Here is a 17,880-nt window from a genome sequence, read left to right as displayed (position 1 = left end):
CGTGGTGGGGCGCGTGCCGGACAGTAGGGTTCTCGGAGTGGACCTGCACAACCTTGAGTACTTCCTCGCGGTCGTCGACCATCAGGGCATCAACGCCGCCGCGGAGAGTCTGCACCTGTCCCAGCCGACGATCTCCCAGTCGATCCGCGGCCTCGAACGCGAGCTGGGCACCGAACTGTTCCACCGCATCGGCCGGGGCATGGTGCTGACCTCGGCAGGGCACTCCCTGGTCGGCCCTGCCCGGCAGATCCTGCGCGACGTCGTCGCGGCCGAGAGCTCTGTGGTCGACGCGGCGGGCCGGCTGCGCGGGCGGCTCGACATCGTCGCGTACGCCACCTTGTCGGCCGGGTCGCTCGCCGAACTGATCGGCCGGTTCCGGGAACGTAGTCCCCAGGTGCACATCCGCATCGGTGACCTGCAGGACGAGGAGGCCGCCGCATCGCTGATCGTCGACGGGCACTGCGAGATCGTCGTCTGCTATCTGCCCACGGCGACCGGTGGGTTGGACACCTTGCCGCTGGGTGTGCAGGAGTTCTGGGCGGTCTTCCCGCCCGGCACCGAGGTGTCGCGGGCCGATCCGCTGCCGAGGGCCCAGTTGCCCGACGTACCCCTGATCGTCGTGCCGCCGGGCAGCTCCTGGGCGACCGAGATCGAACGCGCGGTGACCGCGGCGGGGCGGTTGCGCCGGCCCGCCGCGATCATCGCGCACCGGGAGGCTCGGCTCGCGTTCGTGCTGGCCGGGCTCGGCGGAACCTTCATGGAACGATCCACGGCCGAAGCCGCCGCCGCCCGTGGGGCGGTGGTCCGGGCGGTCGACCCCTGTTTCAGTCGCCCCTACGGGCTGCTGTTCGACCCGGAGGCGCTGTCGCCGGTCGGACGGGCCTTCATCGAGCTGGTACGGGAGCAGGTGGCGGATACAGCCGCCGCACACAGTCGATGAACGCCTGCGCGGCGGGTGACAGCGCTCCCGGCCGGAACACCAGGCCCACCGGACGCTCCAGACGCGGCGTCGTCGAGCGCACCACGACTCCGGTGACCTCCTGTTCGGCCACCTGGCGCGGCAGCAGGGTCGCCCCGGCGCCGTTGGCCACCAGCGCCCAGATGGCCTGCCGGTGGACGCACTCCACCGCGACCTGCAACGTCACCCCGGCCGGTACGGCGTGTGCCGCAGTCCGGTTGGGCCCCGCCGACCCCTCCAGGACGAGCGGGATCTCGGCGATGCGGGCCACCGGCACCGGATCGGGCAGCCGCTGTGCCAGTGCGGGCGGCAGCACCAGGCAGATCTCCTGGGTGAACAGCTCCATGGACCGCAGCGTGTCGCTGCGCACCGGCAGTTCGGAGAGTCCCAGCTCGACGCCTCCCTGGCGGACCATGGACACCACCCCGGCCGGACTGCCCGGGTCGCTGACGCTGACCAGCACTCCGGGATGCTCCCGGTTGAACGCGCTGACCAGCCGGGGCAGCGGTTCGACGGCGAGGGTGGAGAGCGCGGCCATGTCGAGGCGTCCGCTGCGCAACTCCCGCACCGCCGCCACCCGCTGCCGGGCCCGGACCACATCGGCGAGGATCCGGCGCGCCGACACCGTGAACGCCTCTCCCTCGTCGGTCAGCCGCAGTTGCCGTCCGGTCCGGTCGAACAGCTGCACGCCGAGCCGGCGTTCCAGGGTGCGGATCGCCTGTGACAGCGACGGTTGCGCGATGTAGAGCGCCTGCGCGGCCCGAGTGACCCCACCGTGATCGACGACGGCGATGAAATACTCTATGAGCCGGAGATCCACGCTGACACCCTACTGTCGCCCGGGGCCTGAATCCCGTCGGCATCCCGTCGGCATCCCGTCGGCATCCCGTCGGCGTCGCCGAGTTCCGTCCGGCGGCAACCGGCGCCGTGCGATTCAGAAAATAGCGTGCCATCTGGCCGGAAGCGCGACAGGCACCTCCGTTCCAGTCGTTGGAACAGAAACACAGTTCCCGCCATGTCGGCGACTAGTTTTTGCATTCGAGTCACCAGTCCGGCCGCCGGAAACGCCGTATCGGCACTCCCGGCAGGCCCGTGCCGTGCATGTTTTTGCGTGCGCCGAAAGAGCAAGGGCGTTGCGATGGAGATCTGGCAGGTCAATTTTCCCATTCCAGGTCGTACCGGCCGGATGGCCAAACGGGCCGAGGACGCGGGCTGGGACGGTCTGGCCTTCGGTGACACCCAGTGCCTCACCGGCGACGTGTTCGTCGGCATGGCGCTGGCCGCGGAGGCCACCGAACGGCTGCTGGTGGCCCCGGGTATCTCCAACCCGGTGACCCGTCACCCGTCGGTGATGGCGGCGGCCGTGCAGTCGGTGCACGAGGCCTCCGGTGGCCGGGCCGTGCTCGGCATCGGCCGAGGTGACTCGTCGCTGACCTACATCAACCGCAAGCCCGCGAAGCTCGCTGACTTCGGTAAGTATGTGCGTCAGGTGCGCGGTTACCTGCGCGACGAGATCGTCGACCTCGACGGCTTCGAGAGCCGCTCGGAGTGGATCGGCAGGTCGACGCTGCCGCCGGTGCGTGTCGACGTGGCCGCCAGCGGCCCCAAGGCCATCGCGATGGCCGCTCGTGAGGCCGACGGCATCATGTTCGCCCTCGGCGCCGACCCGGAGCGGATCGCCGCCGCGATCGCCTGGGCCCGGCAGAGCCGCGCCGAGGCGGGCAAGGATCCCGCCGACCTCACCTTCGGCGCCTACATCAACGTGATGACCGGCTACGACGTCGAAGCGGCCCGTTCGATGCTGGCCGGCGCGGTGCTGACCATCGCCCGCTTCTCCGCCACCGCGCGGTTCGCCACCGAGGATCCCGCGCTCCAGGAGCAGTACCGGCGGGCCGCCGAGGCGTATGACCGGATCCACCACGCGAGCAGTGTCAGCGGGCACGGCACGGTGCTGGAGCCCGAGTTCATCGACCGCTTCGCCGTGGCCGGGCCACCACAGGCGTGTGTCGACCGCCTCCAGGCGCTCAAGGCCGCCGGACTCGACCGGGTGGTGGTGCTGATGGGCGCCCGCGACGGCGACCGCGAGGTGGTGAACGCCGGTTTGAAGCTGTTCACCGAGAAGGTCCTGCCGAACGCGCGGTGAGCAGCCGTCGGCCGGTCTCCGCTTGAAGAAAGGTGCTCCATGTTTGTTCTTTCCTCGTCCACCGAGGACCAGCTCATCGCCGAGACGGCGCGTCGGCTGGCACTCGGCCCCGTGGACCAGGCGGCACGTGAGGTGGACAGGACCGGCGTCATCGCGGAGGGGCTCTGGCGCCGGCTGCGCGACTTCGGCTTCACCGCCCCGGTGGCCGAGCATCTCGGCGGCACTCCGAACGCGGTCACGCAGCTGCGCGCCGTCGAGAACCTCGCCTACGGCGACCCGGGCATCGTGGGTACCGCCGTCCTGGCCGGTGGCTCCACGTTGATCATCGACGCCGCCGGTACCGGGGAGCAGCGGAACCGCTGGCTCGCCGGGGTCGCGGACGGGGCGCGTCCGGCGCCCGCCCCGGCCCTCTACGAGCGCCACGGCCTGCCGCCCGAGGAGTACGGCACCACCATCACCGCCGAAGGCGACGGCTGGCGGGTGCGCGGCACCAAGTACGCGGTGGCGCTGCTCGACGGCGTCACCGAACTGCTCGTCGTCGGGGTGGATCCGCGAGGCGGTCTGCGCGCCGCCGTCGTCGGCCTCGACCGGGAGGGCGTCGACACGAAGCGTGTCTCCGGCACCTCGCACATCGCGCTGAGCGCGGCGCGACTGTCCAGGGTCCACCTGGATGTGCTCGTCGCGGCGGACGACCTGCTCGGCGGCGTGGACGCCGACGCGCGGTCACTCGCGTTCGCCGTCGCCCGGACTCGGCTGCTGGCGCCGGCGGTGGCGCTCGGTGGCGCGAACCGGGCCCGGGAGTACGCCACGAAGTACGCGACGGAGCGCATCGCGTTCGGCAGGCCGATCTTCGACTTCCAGGGAATCTCCTTCACCCTCGTCGACGACCAGATGCGGCTCGACGCGGCCCGGCTGGGCCTGCTGTCGGTGGCGAACGGGCTTGACCAGGGGCGCGAGAAGGCACTCGCCGACGTCGGCCGGATCGTCAACGAGACGCACGCCGCGGCGACCGAGGCGACCCGCAACGCCATCCAGGTGCTCGGTGGCCACGGATTCCTCACCGACCACCCGACGGAGCTGTGGTACCGCGCCGCCGCGCTGCTGTCGACCCTGGACGCCGACCCGTATTTCGCGAGCTTCGCGCCCGCGGTCTGAGAGGTAACCACAGTGACGCTCGCCTTTGAATTCAGCCCGGAGCTGCAGCGCTACGAGCGCGAGCTCAAGGAATGGTCGGTGGCCCGGATCCGGCCGCACGCGCGCCAGGCCGACACCGACCATCGGCCGCCCGCGAACTACCGGGAGATCTTCGAGACCTGCCCGGTGAAGATCAGTAAGCACGTCGCCAAAGGCCGTGACAACGACCTGCCGAAGTTCCCCGACGGTGAGCTGATGCGGGTGATGGCCCAGTACGAGGGCCTCAACTACGGCGACACGTGGGCGCAGAGCTACGTGAGCGGCGGTATCGGCCACGTCGTCGTCAGCCTGCTCGGCACGCCGGAACAGATCGACCGCTGGTACGAGCCGGTGGTGCGCGGTGGCGGCGTCACCGGGTTCGGTCTCTCCGAGCCGGGCGCGGGCTCCGACACCAGTGGGCTGGTGACCCGGGCCGTCCGTGACGGCGACTCGTGGGTCATCAACGGTTCGAAGATCTTCTGCAGCCACGCCGCGTCCGCCGAGTACGTGGTGGCGTTCGCCGTCACCGATCCCGAGAAGGGCATCGCCTCGGCCGAGGCGTTCGTCATCGAAAGGGGCACCCCCGGCCTGGTGATCCTCAAGGAGAACGAGGACAAGCTGGGTCTGCGGGCGTGGGAGACCACCCAGATCGGATTGGAGGACTGCGTCGTGCCGTTGGGGAACCGGCTCGGCCACGACCCGTCGGCCGGCGCGAACGGCGCCGGTGGCGCCCGCCTCAGTGCGCTGTCGGTGCTGAACCAGAACCGGCCCAACGTCTCGGCCTTGTCGACGACGGTGGCGCAGGCCGCCCTCGACCTGACCGGTGAGCTGCTGCACGAGCAGCGGCTGGGGTTCCGCGCCGACCGCTGGTCGCTGATCCAGCGAGAGCTGGAGGGCATGGCCGCGGCCCTCACGCGTAACCGGCACCTGAACCGGTACGCCCAGTGGATGCGGCAGCACGACCTGCAGAACCGCGTCGAGGCGTCGATGGCGAAGGCGTTCGGCCCGCCCACGTCCGAGCGGGTGGTGCGGCGCTGCATGCAGCTGCTCGGGCCGGAGGGCACCAGCACCGAACTGCTGCTGGAGAAGTGGTACCGCGACCTGAAGATCCTGGACATCTTCGAGGGCACGGGTCAGATCCAGCGCGTCATCGTGGCCAAGGATTTCGCCAAGAAGGCTCGGGGCTGACCCGGCGCGACGCGAATCGGCCGGTTCCCCGCCCTGGGGAACCGGCCGATTCGCGTTGTCGCGCCGGTCAGTTCCTCAACGTCGGGGTCTTCGTGTCATAGCCGGCCTTCAGGAAGCGGCGCAGCAGGTCCCGATCGCCGACGACGCGCCGGAACCGTTGCACCTCCCGGTCGAGCCGTCGTGGATCGTCCATGTTGAAAACGAACTGCTTGAACTCCGACGACAGCGGTGAGGCGTGCTCGGTGAACGCCTGGCGGCGCAGCTGTGAGTAGCGGTCCAGCACGGCCGGGTCGTCGGCGTCGATGATCACCCGGGTCAACGTCTCGATCAGCGTCCACACGTCGAAGAACCCGCCGGCGAAGCCGACCGCCGACGACGGGTTGGTGACGTGGGCGGCATCGCCCACCAGTATGCCCCGGCCGACGCGGAAGCGGTCGGCGACCCGTTCGTGCATACGGAACGCCGACCAGGCGTGCACCTCGATGTCGTCACCGCCGGGCAGTGCCCGTTTCAGTGCCGCGGGAATCCGCTGCGCGATCTCCTCCACGGGCAGGCGCAGCGATTCGGCGTAGGTGTAGCGCCACAGGCCCTCACCGTCGATCTCGGCGACGAGCGCGCCGTCGACCGGGTCGATCATGCCGGTGCAGCGCTGGACACCGAGGCCTGCGAAGTCGTAGGTGATGTTGGTGGCGACGAAGCTTTCCGGCCAGGTCATGCCGGGGAAGCCGAGGCCCATGCCGCGCCGGACGACACTGTGGGCGCCGTCCGCCCCGATGACCCAGGAGGTGCGGTGTCGCAGATTCCCCTCGGGGCCGCTCGCGACGATGGTGGCGCCGTGCTCGTCGAGGGTCACCTCGGTGGCCCGGCTGCCCCAGTGCACGGTGACATTGGGCAGCTTGGTGGCATGCCTGAGCAGGATCTCGGCCAGCCGGTCCTGTTCCAGGTGCAGGTTGAAGGGCCGGTTCACCTCGTCGCCGAGGACCCCGAGGTCGAACCGGAACGTCTCGCCGGTGGCGGTGATCCGCAGTGACCAGGAGTCCTGGACGAGGCCGGCGCTCAGTACGTCGTCGAGGATGCCCAGCCGGTCGAGGCCGTCGAGGACCGACCAGTGGATGATCATCGCACGGGGGGCTCGGACGACGTTGCTCGCGGCTTCCAGGACGGTCACGGGGATGCCGGCCTGTGCCAGGCCGAGTGCGGCGAGCAGTCCGATCGGGCCACCGCCGACCACGGTCACGTCATCGCGCGTCATCGTGTTTCTTCTCCACTGTCGAGTCCGCTGTTGAGGCGATCACCGCTTCGCCCGGTGAGCAGGGCCACCGCGTTCGCCGAGCGCAGCGCGCCTGACTCGTCGTCGGTGATGGTCCCGTCGCGACGGGCCGTCTCGATGTCTTCGGTCGCGGTATGGATCTGGCGGGTGATGAACGGGTGGTCGGTGCCGGTCATGACCCGGTCGGCACCGAACCGGTCGATGATCAGACGCAGGTGCCCGGGATCGAAGGTGAGCGAGTCGACCCAGAACCGGCGGACGGTGGCGGCCAGGTCGATGGTGTGGTCGACGTCGCCGAGGCGGGCGCCCCTGGCCAGCCGGGGCCAGGCCCAGGGCAGGGTGCCGCCACCGTGCGAGAGCATCACCCGCAGCCTGGGGAAGCGCTGCATGACCCCGCCGAAGATGAGCGCTCCGGCGGCCATCGCCGTGTCGGTGAGCATGCCGAGGCCGAAGTCGTAGGGCTGACCGCGTCGGCGGATGGCGCCGCCGCCGCCGTCCATCGGGTGGACGAACACGATGGTGTCGGTGGCTTCGGCCGCCGCGAAGAAGGGGGTCAGCGCCTCATCGTCGAGTTCGAGGCCGTTGACGGTGGTGCCGATCTCGACACCGGTCAGTCCGAGCGTGCCGGAGAGGTGTTCGAGTTCCCTGACGGCGGCGGCGGGATCCTGCAACGGTACGGTGCCCCAGGCGGTGAGCCGCCCGTCGGAGGCCCCGGCGGTCCGGGCGAGGGCCTCGTTGAGGGCGCGGGCGTAACGGGCCGCGGGTTCCGGCTCGGCGTCGTAGACGAGGGTGACAGGTACGGGGGAGATGACCTGGTGGTCGATGCCGGCCTCGTCGAGTTCGCGCAGGCGTTCGGTGACGTCCCAGAGGCTGGGGCGTACGCGCCGGAAGAGCGAGTCGCCGATCAGGATCTGACCTTCGGTGTCGCCGGTCCGAAGGCGTGGCCACGGGGGTCCCGCGGTCTCGCCCGGCCAGCCCGGCAGGTGCCCCGGGAGGAAGTGCGCGTGGACGTCGACAGTAGGCCGGCGTTCCTGCCCCATGGTGCCTCCTCCGCTGCGGGCGCGAGCAGGCGATGGTCGTCGCCGGGAGACGGTTCGGCTCCCGAGGGTCGCACTGCTGATTGATCCATTTACATCCGGGCATGTTAGGGCATCCGGAAATCGGTTGCGGAGATTTGTTCCAACCACCGGAATCTCTCCGGGGCCGGGTAACGTGCGTCACACTCTCCGCAAGATCCGCTGTGACTGTGTTATCCTCCACGAAACATGCAGGAAACAATGCGGGATTTTGTGGAAAAAGGGTCTCGGCGTAGCTCTACCAGGCCGGATCAAGCTCGACGGGGGTGCCGATGGCGGAATTCGAATCGGTGGATCCCGTCGATGGGGATTCCCCTTCCATTCTCACCAAGGCATTCGATATTCTCCGGGCTTTCAGCGCCGACGACCGAGTAATGACCTTGAGTGAACTCGCGCGTGCGGCCGGATTGCCGAAATCCACGGTGCACCGCATCATCGCCCGCCTCATCGACCTGGGCGCCATCGAGCAGCACCGGCGCGGCTACAAGATCGGCCTTGGTCTCTTCGAGATGGGTGTGATCACGCCGGCCGGCAGCATGCGGGACAAGGCGATGCCGTTCCTCGCGGCACTGCACCGGTGGACCGGGCTGACCGTGCACCTCGCCGTGCTGCGCCAGTTCGACGTCGTCTATCTGGAGAAGTTCGCGTCCGCGAACTCGCCGGTCACCGTTTCCCGGGTCGGCGCGCGACTCCCCGCGAACTGCACCGCGATCGGTAAGGCGATGCTCGCGTGGGAGAACTTCGAGGATCTCGAGGCGTTCCTCCCCTCGCCGCTGCCGCGGCTGACGCCCGCGTCGGTCGCCACGATCGACGAACTGCTCGTCGAGCTCCGTAAGATCCGAGCCGAGAAGAGCGCGCACGAATCGAACGAGTCGCAGGCCGGTGTCGCCTGCATGGCCGTTCCCGTCATCGTCCAGGACGCCGCCGTCGCCGCCGTATCGGTCGCCTACGACTCGGCCACCCGGCTCGACTTCAAGGTCGAGGGCGCGTTGCGGCAGACCACCGCCCGGATCGCCGCGGCCTGCCGCATGGGTCTGGCCAACGGTCACTCACACTGGTTCCCCCGCGACTACTGAAGCAGCCCAGGACGGGGTTCTTCGGCACGGATGTTCCGGTTGCCGGGACACGCTGTCGGAGTCGGCACCCATGGTGCCCGACAATCGGCGGCGTAGTAGACCGTGAGCGGCGACAAGGGGGACTGATGGAGTGGCGCTTGGCCTGTGGTGTCGATGACCTGGAGCCGGGGACGTCCATGACGTGGAAAGGCGCGGGGGAGGAGCCCATCGCGATCTACCGCACCGAGGACGGCGAGTTCTACGCCACCCACGACGTCTGCACGCACGACAGATGGTCGCTCGGCGAGGACTCCGACCTCGAAGGCGCCGAGATCGTCTGCCCGCTGCACATGGCCCGCTTCGACATCCGTACCGGTGCGGCGCTGTGCCTGCCCGCGACCATCGGCCTGAAGACCTACGAGGTCCAGGTCGAGGACGGCAAGATCTACGTCCAGTGCTGAGGGTTCCGGTGACTGGCACCGGCACTTCCCGGCCATCGTGCCCTGCACGACGATGTCCGCCATGGGAATCCTGATCGTCGGGGCGTCGATCGCCGGAGTGCGAACCGCACAGAGCCTTCGCAAGTCCGGATTCGCCGACCCCGTCACCATCGTGGGGGCCGAACCGTACCTTCCGTACGACAAGCCCCCCGTATCCAAGGACATGATCCTGCCGGAGACCGACGGCGCCCCGGTGCCCCTGCTCGGGGCCGAGGAACTCGACGCCCTCGGCGTCGACCTGCGCGTCGGGGTACGCGCGGTGGCGCTTGATCCGGTGGCCCGCGTCGTCGTCACCGACACCGGCGAGGAACTGGGCTACGACATCCTGGTGATCGCCACCGGTGTCTCCCCGCGAACGCTGCCCGGTGCCGAGGGACTGATCGGCGTGCACACCATGCGCACCGTCGAGGACGCCCTCGCCGTGCGCGCCGCGCTGCCCGCGGCCCGGCACGTGGTGGCGATCGGTGCCGGATTCATCGGGGCCGAGTTCGCCTCCGCGGCGAGGTCGCACGGCGCCGACGTGACCGTCGTCGAGGCTCAGCCCGTGCCGCTCGCCCATCTGCTCGGCGCGCGGGTCGGGGCGCTGCTGGGCGGCCTGCACGAGGCCAACGGCGTCACCCTGCTGACCGGAACGCAGGTCGAACGCTTCGAGGGCACCGGCCGGGTGACCGGGGTGACCCTCGCCGACGGCCGGACCCTGCCGGCCGACCTCGTCGTCGTCGGCGTCGGCGCGACCCCGGCCACCGGCTGGCTCGCCACATCGGGGCTGCCCGTCGACGACGGCGTCGTCTGCGACGAGCGGCTGCGGGTCCGTGGCTTCGACGGCGTCTACGCCGCCGGTGACGTCGCCCGGTGGCCGCACCCGATGTACGGCGTCGAGATGCGCATCGAACACTGGACCAACGCCAACGAGCACGCCGAGATCGTCGCGGCGGCGGTCACCGGTGCCCCCGCGCCCCGTGTGCGGCCGCCGTACGTCTGGTCCGACCAGTACGGCCATCGGATCCAGATCGTCGGCCGACCCGGCCTCGGACGAGCGGTGCGGGTGCGTACCGCCGCCGACGACCACCAGGCCGCGGCGGTCTACGCCGACGAGGACGGCACGGTCGTGGCGGCCGTCGTCGTCGACGACCCCCGGCTGCTGATGAGGTTACGCCGCGCCGTCATCGCGCGCACACCGCTCGACGCGCTCGACGCGCCCTTCTGACACCGACCCGCATCGCCTCGCCGACCGGCGATCGGCGGCGCCCCACCATGTCGCACGCGTGTTCCCACCCCCTGCGAGGCGGCGGATCACGCGACGGGCAACCGAGAGGAGACAACGAGATGGCACTGACAGAGGAAGGCATCATCGAGGTTCCCGGCATGCACAGCCGCTGGGTACGGCTGGCCAGTGGCGCACGGGCGCACTACATGACCTCCGGCACCACCGGTCCTGCCGTGGTCCTGCTGCACGGAGGTCTGCCGGGCTCCTCCGGCACCGCGGGCTGGCGGTTCATGGCGCCGTTCCTCGGCGAGAATGGATTTCGGGTCTACTGTCCCGACATGCCGGGTTTCGGGCTGTCCGACACCCGCGAGGAGTACCGGCCCACCGGCCTGGAGAGCCACGTCGACTTCGTCCACGAGTTCGTCCGAGCGCTCTGCCTCGACCGGTTCCACCTCGCGGGAAACTCGATGGGGTGCATGAACACGGTCAACTACCTGGTCGCGCACCCGGAGAAAGTCGTCAGCTTCGCGCTGATCGCCGGCGACGTCGGCGATGTGGTGCCCGATGACGCCGTCAAGCCCCCGGCGAAGGTCGCGATCCCCAAGTACGACGGTACCGAGGAGGGCATGCGCGCCCTCATGGGGGCGATCATCCACCGCGAGGCGGCGATCAGCGACGACCTGCTGAAGATGCGCCACGCCGCCGCGGAACGGCACCGTGAGGCGCACGCCCGGCTCTGGCCGAGCGTGTTGCAGTACGGCCGGCGTATCCCGTGGCAGGACCAGAACATCGCCGCGAGGCTCACCACCCGGGGCCGCCTTGACCGGCTGACCATCCCCGGTGTCTACCTCTATGGCACCGAGGACGTGCTCACCCCCGTCGAGTGGGGTTATGAGCAGGAGAAGGTCCTGCCGAACATCCAGTTCTTCTACCCGGAAGAGTGCGGTCACCAGGGGCAGACCGACCGCCCAGATCTGTTCAACCCGCTGTTCCTGGAGTTTCTCCGGGACGGCCGGATCACCCGCGCCACCGCCGACGCGGCCGGGATCTCGAAGAACCGCCCCGAGATCGCGTCGCTCGTCGAGCAGTCCTGAGATCCGGACTGTCCAGAGATCCGGACTGCGGGGCGGTGAGATCAAGCCCGTCCCACGGCCCGTCCCACGGCCCGTCCCACGGCCCGTCCCACGGCCCGTCCCACGGCCCGTCCCACGGCCCGTCCCACGGCCCGTCCCACGGTCCGTCCGGTGTTTCACCTCAGAGTCGGCACGGGAAGGAGCGCAGCGGTTTGACCGCCGAGACCGCGATCCGCTGGGAGCGCGACGACCATGGTGTGGTCACGCTCACCATGGACGACCCACATCAGAGGGTCAACACCCTCAACGAGCTGTTCATCCGGTCGTTCGCGGCCGTGATCGACCGGTTGGAGGCCGAGCGCGACACCGTCATCGGGGTCGTGCTCACCTCCGCCAAGAAAGGCTTCCTCGCCGGTGGCGACCTCAAACGGCTCGTCCGGATCGGCCCCGCCGACCGGCAGGCGTTCCTCGACGATCTCGAACTGCGCAAGTCCCGGATGCGACGGCTGGAGAGGCTGGGACGCCCTGTCGTCGCGCTCGTCGAGGGCGGCGCCTTCGGAGGTGGCCTGGAACTCGCCCTGGTCTGCCACCACCGGATCGCGCTGGACTCCACCGAGGTGATGGTGGGGCTGCCCGAGGTGACGCTGGGGCTGCTACCGGGAGGTGGCGGCATCACCCGTACCACCCGGCTGATCGGCCTGCCGCGCGCCCTGCGACTGCTGGTCGGCGGCACCAGGCTGAACGCCCGCCAGGCTCACGGACTCGGCCTGATCGACGACCTCGCCGCCTCGCGCGCCGAGGCGCTGGAGAAGGCCCGCGCCTGGATTCTGGCCAACCCCGACGCGACCCAGCCGTGGGACCGGGGCCGACCGGCGGCGTTCGGTGACGAGGCCGGTGAGGACCCGGTCGTGCCGCAACCGGCGCGCGACCTCGCCCCCGCCGTCGCCACCATCCGCGAGGTCGCGATGATCGCGGCGAGTGCCGACGTCGACACGGCCCTGCGTGCCGAGAGCGAGGGACTGGCCGACCTCGTCGTCTCCGACGCGGCGCGGGCGACCATCGCGGTGGCCTTCTTCGACACGGTCCGGACCCGATCGCGGCTGCGTCAGGCAGCCGGGGACGCACCGGCCCGCACACCGGTGCTGGTGGTCGCCGGGCCGGTGGGCCGCCGGACACTCGCCGCCGGCGGAATCGCGTCGGTGGCCGTCGTCAGCGACGGTGACGCCGCAGGGCTGTCCCGGCTGCGCGCCGAGGAGGGCAACGTCGTGCTCACCGTCGCCGAGCCGGGCGTCGAGCCGCCCGCCGGTGATCCGGTGCTCTGGATAGCCCCGGACCGCCTGGGCGACGGCGGATACGTCATCGAGTACGCGGCCGCTGACGAACCGGTCGACGACGTCGTCGCGCGGCTCGCGCGCACCGGAGCACTGGCGGTGCCGCTGGCCGACGGGGAGCGCGAGGGGTTCGGAGGTCGCGTCGCGGAGGCCGTGAGGGCCGCCGCCGACGAGGCGCGCCGTGCCGGGACCGACCCGGCCGTGATCGAGCGGGCGCTGGTCGTGGCGGGACTGCGGCCCGCGCCGCTGACCGCCGCCCCCTTCGCGCGAGAGCCGGTGGTGACCGAGGAGGAGGCAGGTCTGGGCAGGCGTTTCGTCGACGCGGCGGTGGCCACGGCGGTGAGGCTGTGTGATGAGGGTGTGCTGCGTCACGCCGACGACCTGGACGTGGCCTCGGTACGCGCCGGAGGTGTTCCCGCCTGGACGGGAGGCGCCGGCCGCTGGTCGGCGGACGTCCGACAGAGAAGCAGAGAGAAGGAAGAAGAACGATGACCGAGTTCACGAAGCTCACGGCCGACGGCCCGATCCGGCACCTGATGCTCGACGCGCCGCAGCGGCGCAACGCCCTCAACCTGCCGATGCTGCGGGAGATCGCGGAGGCGGTCCGGACGGTGGCCGCCGACGACGAGGCCCGCGCGCTGGTGGTGAGCGGCGCGGGCAAGGCGTTCTGCGCCGGCGCCGACCTGAACACCATGTTCGGAGACATCGACCGGAGACCGGCGGAGATCCGCGAGGACCTCAAGCGGGTGTACGCGTCGTTCCTCGGTATCAAGGATCTGACGATCCCCACGATCGCGGCGGTAGGCGGGGTGGCGGTAGGTGCGGGCGTGAACATCGCCCTGGCCTGCGACATCGTGATAGCCGGCCCGCGGGCGAAGTTCGCGCTGACCTTCGCCGAGATCGGGCTGCACCCGGGGGGCGGGTCGAGCTGGTTCCTGACCCGCAGGATGGGGACCGGGCGGGCGATGTGCGCACTGCTGGGTGCGGAGGTGCTCGACGCCGGGCAGGCGTACGAGACGGGCCTGGCGACCCGGCTCGCGGACGATCCGCTGGCCGAGGCGACGAGCCTGGCCCGGCTTTACGCGCGGCGTGACCCCGCGCTGGTGCGGGACCTGAAGCGGGCCGTCCAGATGTCGCAGGCCGCGGATCTGGACACGGTGCTGGAATTCGAGTCGTGGGCACAGGCGTCGGCCGTGACCAAGCCCCGCTTCCAGGAGTACATGGCGGACTTCCTGAGATAACCGGCTGAGACGACGCGGGGAGCACCGGATGAGTGAGACCACCGCGCTCACCGGCCCTCGCGGATTCGTTCCGGGAACCGGAACGGTGGCTTGAGGCCTGGCACGCACTGCCCGCACCCTGACCGGGAGCCACCCGGCAGCACGTTGCGAGGAGATGACATGGCGTTCCCCCGTACCTCGTCGGAGATCACTCTGCCCTGGCTGGCCGAGCTGCTCCGCGAACACCATCCGGACGCGGCGGCGCCGGTGGCGTTCGAGACGACCCCCCTGAAGTCCGGGGTCGGCGAGATGGGAACCCTCGTCCGTGTCGGCCTCGGCTACGCCGACGGAGACCGGGCCGGACCCGCGAGCCTCATCGCCAAGTTCGCCACCGACAACGAGCACCACCGCGAGCGGGCCCGGAGCATCCGGCTCTACGAGCGCGAGGTGCGCTTCTACCGGGAACTCGCCGCGCACGTGCCGGCCCGGGTGCCCCACGCCTACCTCGCCGCCGTCGATGACGACAGCGCCCGCTACTGCCTGGTCCTGGAGGACTTCTCCGACCATATTCCCGGCGACGAGGTGCGCGGCTGCACGCCAGGGGAGGCGGCCCTGGCGGTGGCCGAGGTCGCCAAGGTCCACGCCGCGTTCTGGAACCGCACCGATGGCCCCGAACTGGCGTGGGTCCCTCGCCACGACGGCGTCTTCGCCGCCAACCGCCACCGGGCCGTCATCCAGGGATGGCCGAACATGATCGCCAATCATGAGGCGCGGTTCGGCGACCAGGTCCGCGCCTACGAGCAGGCGTACGTCCAGGCCTTCCCCCGGTTGCTGCGTCTGATGGCGCGGCAACCGGTCACCTTCGTCCACGGCGACCTGCGGATGGACAACCTGCTGTTCGGCCGATCCGGCCGGCCCGATCCGGTGGTCCTGCTCGACTGGCAGGGCAGTGTCGTCGGCCGCGGCGTCCAGGACGTCGCCTACCTGGTCACCCACAGCATGACCACGAACGACCGGCGCGCCGCCGAGAGCGGGCTGATCGACCTTTACGTACGCACCCTCAACGACGCCGGGGTCGACTACCGCCGTGACGAGGCCGAGGAGCACTACCGCCTCGCCATGCTGTTCATCTTCTCCATCGTCGTCGGTATCACCGGGGGCATGAACAACAAGGACCCGCGTGCCATCGCGCGCAAGAAGGGACTGGTCGACCGCGCGTTGACGGCGATGGACGACTGGAAGGCCTGGGATCTGCTCTGAGCGCTCCCAGCACGGCAGAACCACTCACCACGAACCGAAGGACCATCCATGCTGCTTCCCGCCGACGAGTCGATCCACGAACCCCCTCAAAGTGAGGCCTGGCAGGAGAACTACCTGTTCCACGGCTGGGACGAGGCGTTCGGCAACGGGGTCTACCTGCATCTCCAGCACATCCCTGCCGAAGGTCTCGTGGACGTGCGCGCCGCCTCGTGTGTCGACGGCGTGCTGACCTCGACGGTCAGGCAGCAGGCGGGCAGCAGTGCTTTCGGCGCCGACGGCTTCGACGTCGACATCGCCGTGCCGTTCGAGAAGATGCGACTCGGTTATGACGGCCGTGGCCGGGTCGGTCTGGACGAGTCCGGCTGGCTCTGCTCCGGGGCGGGGGACTCCCCGTTCGGCTTCGACATCGAGATCGGCACCCGTTGTGCGCCGATCTCTTGGCGGCCGATCACCACCGAGCTGTTCCCGGTCGACCCGACCAACATCTTCACCGTCGCCGAGCACTACGAGGTCGGCTCGGTGTGGAAGGGCACGGTGTGGAGCGGCGGCCGGAAGATCGAGGCGAGCGGCCTGATGTGGCGTGACCACTCGTGGGGCCAACGCCGCTTCCGCAGCAACGCCGGATACTGGACGCCGGTCGTGCTCGACGGCGGGCGGCGCTTCCTCACCGCGCTGACCAAGCGCTATGAGGACACCTGGTACAGCTTCGCCGCCGAAGCCGTCGACGACCAGGTCGTCAACGTCTACACCGACTACCTCGTGCGGCAGAACACCGCCCACGGCGAGGTGTTCACCGACGCCAGTTCGCTCGCGGTGCGCGACGAGCGGGTGACCCGCTTCGACATCGACGTCGTCCGGGTGATGGGCGCCCCCCGTAACTGGGACGTCAACGGCCTGCCGAACTGGGGCCTGGTCGACCACGTCGGGCACGTGCGCTCGGGCGATTCCGCGGGCATCGGCTCGTTCCAGACGGCCCCGGTGTCGACCGCGTCGATCATCAAGGCATCGGGTTCCGGCGCGGTGCGCTGACCTGCGCGCTCAGAGCCGCGCCCGTGGTGTTTCCGCGATCCGGAGGAGAGGTTTCCCGGGCGTGGTAGCAGGCTGCCCTCTGACACGTCAGCCCCGGTCAAGAGGCTGTGTCGGGCCGGTGACGCCGATGTTCCAGTGCCCGGAACTTCTGGTGGCTGTGCGTATTCGGTCATCTTAGTGTCCCCCCAAGTGGTCCAGGGGGCGCTCGCGCAGCGCGGTCCCGTCGACCTCCGAGAGGCGACAAAGAACCTGGGGCGAGGTTCGGAAATCCAAGTCAGTACGCGACTCGGGGCAGGGCCGCGCGAAGCGGTGAGAAGCTCCCCGATTCCAAATGTGAGGCAGCGGATGTTCAAGCGTAAGAGAGTCTCAGCAATCCTCACGGCCGGTCTGCTGGCCGTCGTGACCCTGGCGGCCTGTGGCGGCTCCGATGACGAGGTTGCCACCGGTGCGGCCGGTGCCGCCGGTGAAACCAAGGTCCGGCTGCTGCTCGCCGCGGACACCACCGGTTTCGCCGACGTGATCACCGCCAAGAGCGCTGGCTACTTCGAGAAGAACGGGCTGAACGTCGAGTTCCTCCCCTATATCGCGAACTCGGGCACCCAGGTGCAGGCGGCCGTCACGGGTGACACCGACATCGTCGGCGGGGCGATCTCCGCGCTCTTCTTCGGCACCGCGAGCGATCGTGACGTCGTCGCCGTCGCCCGGGCGTCGAACACCCAGAACGGCGTCCTGCTCGTCAACAGCGACTTCGTCAAGGCGCAGGAGGCCAAGGGGGTCACCCAGGCGTCTTCGGTCGAGGAGCGCATCAAGGCGCTTGAGGGCGCCAAGTTCGGCGTCGCCTCCCGCGGTCCCGGTAGTGAGGCGTCGCTGCGGGCGCTGCTGCTGCACTACAAGGTTCCGTTCGGTGAGAACAGCTTCGTCGCCCTGGGCTCGCCCGCCGGCCTGGACTCCGGTCTGAAGGCCAAGCGCGTCGACGCGATCTACACCGGCCTGCCCGGTGGCCTCAATCCGGTCAAGAACGACTACGGCGCGATCTGGCTCGGCCCGGCGGACTATGCCGAGACCGGTGCCTGGGACGCGGGCAACATCGCCTACATGGCGGCCGGTCCGTGGGTCGAGCAGAACCGCGAGACGGTCAAGAAGTTCCTCGCCTCGCTCAACGAGGCCCGTCAGCTGCTCGCCGGTGACCCCTCCAAGGCCGCTGAGGCGTATCTGACGTTCTCGCCGAAGAACGACGCGGCGTCGGTCAAGGAGTCGTTCGAGATGGTCAAGGCGAACTACGAGGGAGACGCCAAGATGACCGAGAACTACTTCGAGAAGAACAAGGCGATCTACGAAATCTCCAGCGACAAGCCGTCGACCCTCACCTTCGCCGACGGTGTTTGGACGGAATAGGA

General features: G+C 69.8%; 16 protein-coding genes. 13 read left to right on the top strand and 3 right to left on the bottom strand.

The window, feature by feature from the left end; translation table 11 throughout:
• Positions 1-13: 13 nt before the first annotated feature.
• Positions 14-940 (top strand): LysR family transcriptional regulator, encoded by a 927-nt coding sequence (locus ABT352_RS32415; protein WP_350948799.1) that lies wholly within the window; start codon positions 14-16, stop codon positions 938-940.
• On the opposite strand, the gene ABT352_RS32410 is transcribed toward ABT352_RS32415, so the two are convergent.
• Positions 885-1,778, bottom strand: a complete 894-nt coding sequence (locus tag ABT352_RS32410; protein WP_350948798.1) for a LysR family transcriptional regulator — start codon at positions 1,776-1,778, stop codon at positions 885-887. The two genes, ABT352_RS32415 and ABT352_RS32410, sit on opposite strands and share 56 nt — an antisense overlap.
• A gap of 318 nt (positions 1,779-2,096) precedes the next feature.
• On the opposite strand from ABT352_RS32410, the gene ABT352_RS32405 reads away from it, so the two are divergent.
• The 3 genes from ABT352_RS32405 to ABT352_RS32395 are packed head-to-tail and all read left to right on the top strand — an operon-like array spanning position 2,097 to position 5,462.
• Positions 2,097-3,101: an LLM class flavin-dependent oxidoreductase gene (locus ABT352_RS32405; protein WP_350948797.1), complete on the top strand. Its 1,005-nt coding sequence runs from the start codon at positions 2,097-2,099 to the stop codon at positions 3,099-3,101.
• Between the two features lie 39 nt (positions 3,102-3,140).
• Complete coding sequence (locus ABT352_RS32400) at positions 3,141-4,256, top strand: acyl-CoA dehydrogenase family protein (protein WP_350948796.1); 1,116 nt, start codon at positions 3,141-3,143, stop codon at positions 4,254-4,256.
• A 12-nt stretch (positions 4,257-4,268) separates the two neighbouring features.
• Complete coding sequence (locus ABT352_RS32395; RefSeq protein WP_350948795.1) at positions 4,269-5,462, top strand: acyl-CoA dehydrogenase family protein; 1,194 nt, start codon at positions 4,269-4,271, stop codon at positions 5,460-5,462.
• 67 nt (positions 5,463-5,529) lie between these two features.
• Here ABT352_RS32395 and ABT352_RS32390 read toward each other — a convergent pair whose 3' ends face one another.
• Together ABT352_RS32390 and ABT352_RS32385 are read right to left on the bottom strand one after the other, a co-directional pair.
• Positions 5,530-6,714, bottom strand: coding sequence for an FAD-dependent oxidoreductase (locus tag ABT352_RS32390; RefSeq protein ID WP_350948794.1), 1,185 nt, complete (start codon positions 6,712-6,714; stop codon positions 5,530-5,532).
• The gene (locus tag ABT352_RS32385) at positions 6,711-7,772 is read right to left on the bottom strand and encodes an amidohydrolase family protein (protein WP_350948793.1); all 1,062 of its coding nucleotides are present in this window, start codon (positions 7,770-7,772) and stop codon (positions 6,711-6,713) included. The genes ABT352_RS32390 and ABT352_RS32385 overlap by 4 nt, the downstream gene beginning before the upstream one ends.
• A 308-nt stretch (positions 7,773-8,080) precedes the next feature.
• Here ABT352_RS32385 and ABT352_RS32380 point away from each other — a divergent pair, with 308 nt between their 5' ends.
• From ABT352_RS32380 to ABT352_RS32335, 9 genes are all read left to right on the top strand, one after another.
• Positions 8,081-8,884 carry an IclR family transcriptional regulator gene (locus ABT352_RS32380; protein WP_350948862.1) on the top strand — a complete coding sequence of 268 codons (804 nt, stop codon included), beginning with the start codon at positions 8,081-8,083 and terminating at the stop codon, positions 8,882-8,884.
• Between the two features lie 125 nt (positions 8,885-9,009).
• Positions 9,010-9,324 (top strand): non-heme iron oxygenase ferredoxin subunit, encoded by a 315-nt coding sequence (locus ABT352_RS32375; RefSeq protein WP_350948792.1) that lies wholly within the window; start codon positions 9,010-9,012, stop codon positions 9,322-9,324.
• A 61-nt stretch (positions 9,325-9,385) separates the two neighbouring features.
• A complete protein-coding gene (locus ABT352_RS32370) occupies positions 9,386-10,570 on the top strand; it encodes an NAD(P)/FAD-dependent oxidoreductase (protein ID WP_350948791.1) in 1,185 nt (394 codons plus the stop codon).
• Between the two features lie 119 nt (positions 10,571-10,689).
• Complete coding sequence (locus tag ABT352_RS32365) at positions 10,690-11,664, top strand: alpha/beta fold hydrolase (protein ID WP_350948790.1); 975 nt, start codon at positions 10,690-10,692, stop codon at positions 11,662-11,664.
• A gap of 191 nt (positions 11,665-11,855) precedes the next feature.
• Positions 11,856-13,466, top strand: coding sequence for an enoyl-CoA hydratase-related protein (locus ABT352_RS32355; protein WP_350948789.1), 1,611 nt, complete (start codon positions 11,856-11,858; stop codon positions 13,464-13,466).
• Complete coding sequence (locus ABT352_RS32350) at positions 13,463-14,215, top strand: enoyl-CoA hydratase (protein ID WP_350948788.1); 753 nt, start codon at positions 13,463-13,465, stop codon at positions 14,213-14,215. Before ABT352_RS32355 ends, ABT352_RS32350 begins: the two co-directional genes overlap by 4 nt.
• Before the next feature lie 159 nt (positions 14,216-14,374).
• Positions 14,375-15,454 (top strand): phosphotransferase, encoded by a 1,080-nt coding sequence (locus ABT352_RS32345; RefSeq protein WP_350948787.1) that lies wholly within the window; start codon positions 14,375-14,377, stop codon positions 15,452-15,454.
• Between the two features lie 48 nt (positions 15,455-15,502).
• Positions 15,503-16,483 carry a DUF7064 domain-containing protein gene (locus tag ABT352_RS32340; RefSeq protein ID WP_350948786.1) on the top strand — a complete coding sequence of 327 codons (981 nt, stop codon included), beginning with the start codon at positions 15,503-15,505 and terminating at the stop codon, positions 16,481-16,483.
• A 345-nt stretch (positions 16,484-16,828) separates the two neighbouring features.
• Entirely contained in the window at positions 16,829-17,878 is a 1,050-nt protein-coding gene (locus ABT352_RS32335) for an ABC transporter substrate-binding protein (RefSeq protein WP_350948785.1), read from the top strand.
• The last annotated feature ends 2 nt before the right edge of the window (positions 17,879-17,880 follow it).

The sequence above is a fragment of the Streptosporangium sp. NPDC000563 genome, from assembly GCF_040299985.1.
GTDB lineage: Bacteria > Actinomycetota > Actinomycetes > Streptosporangiales > Streptosporangiaceae > Streptosporangium.
Note: the sequence above shows the minus strand (reverse complement) of the source record. Positions and strands in the feature narration are given on the sequence as shown.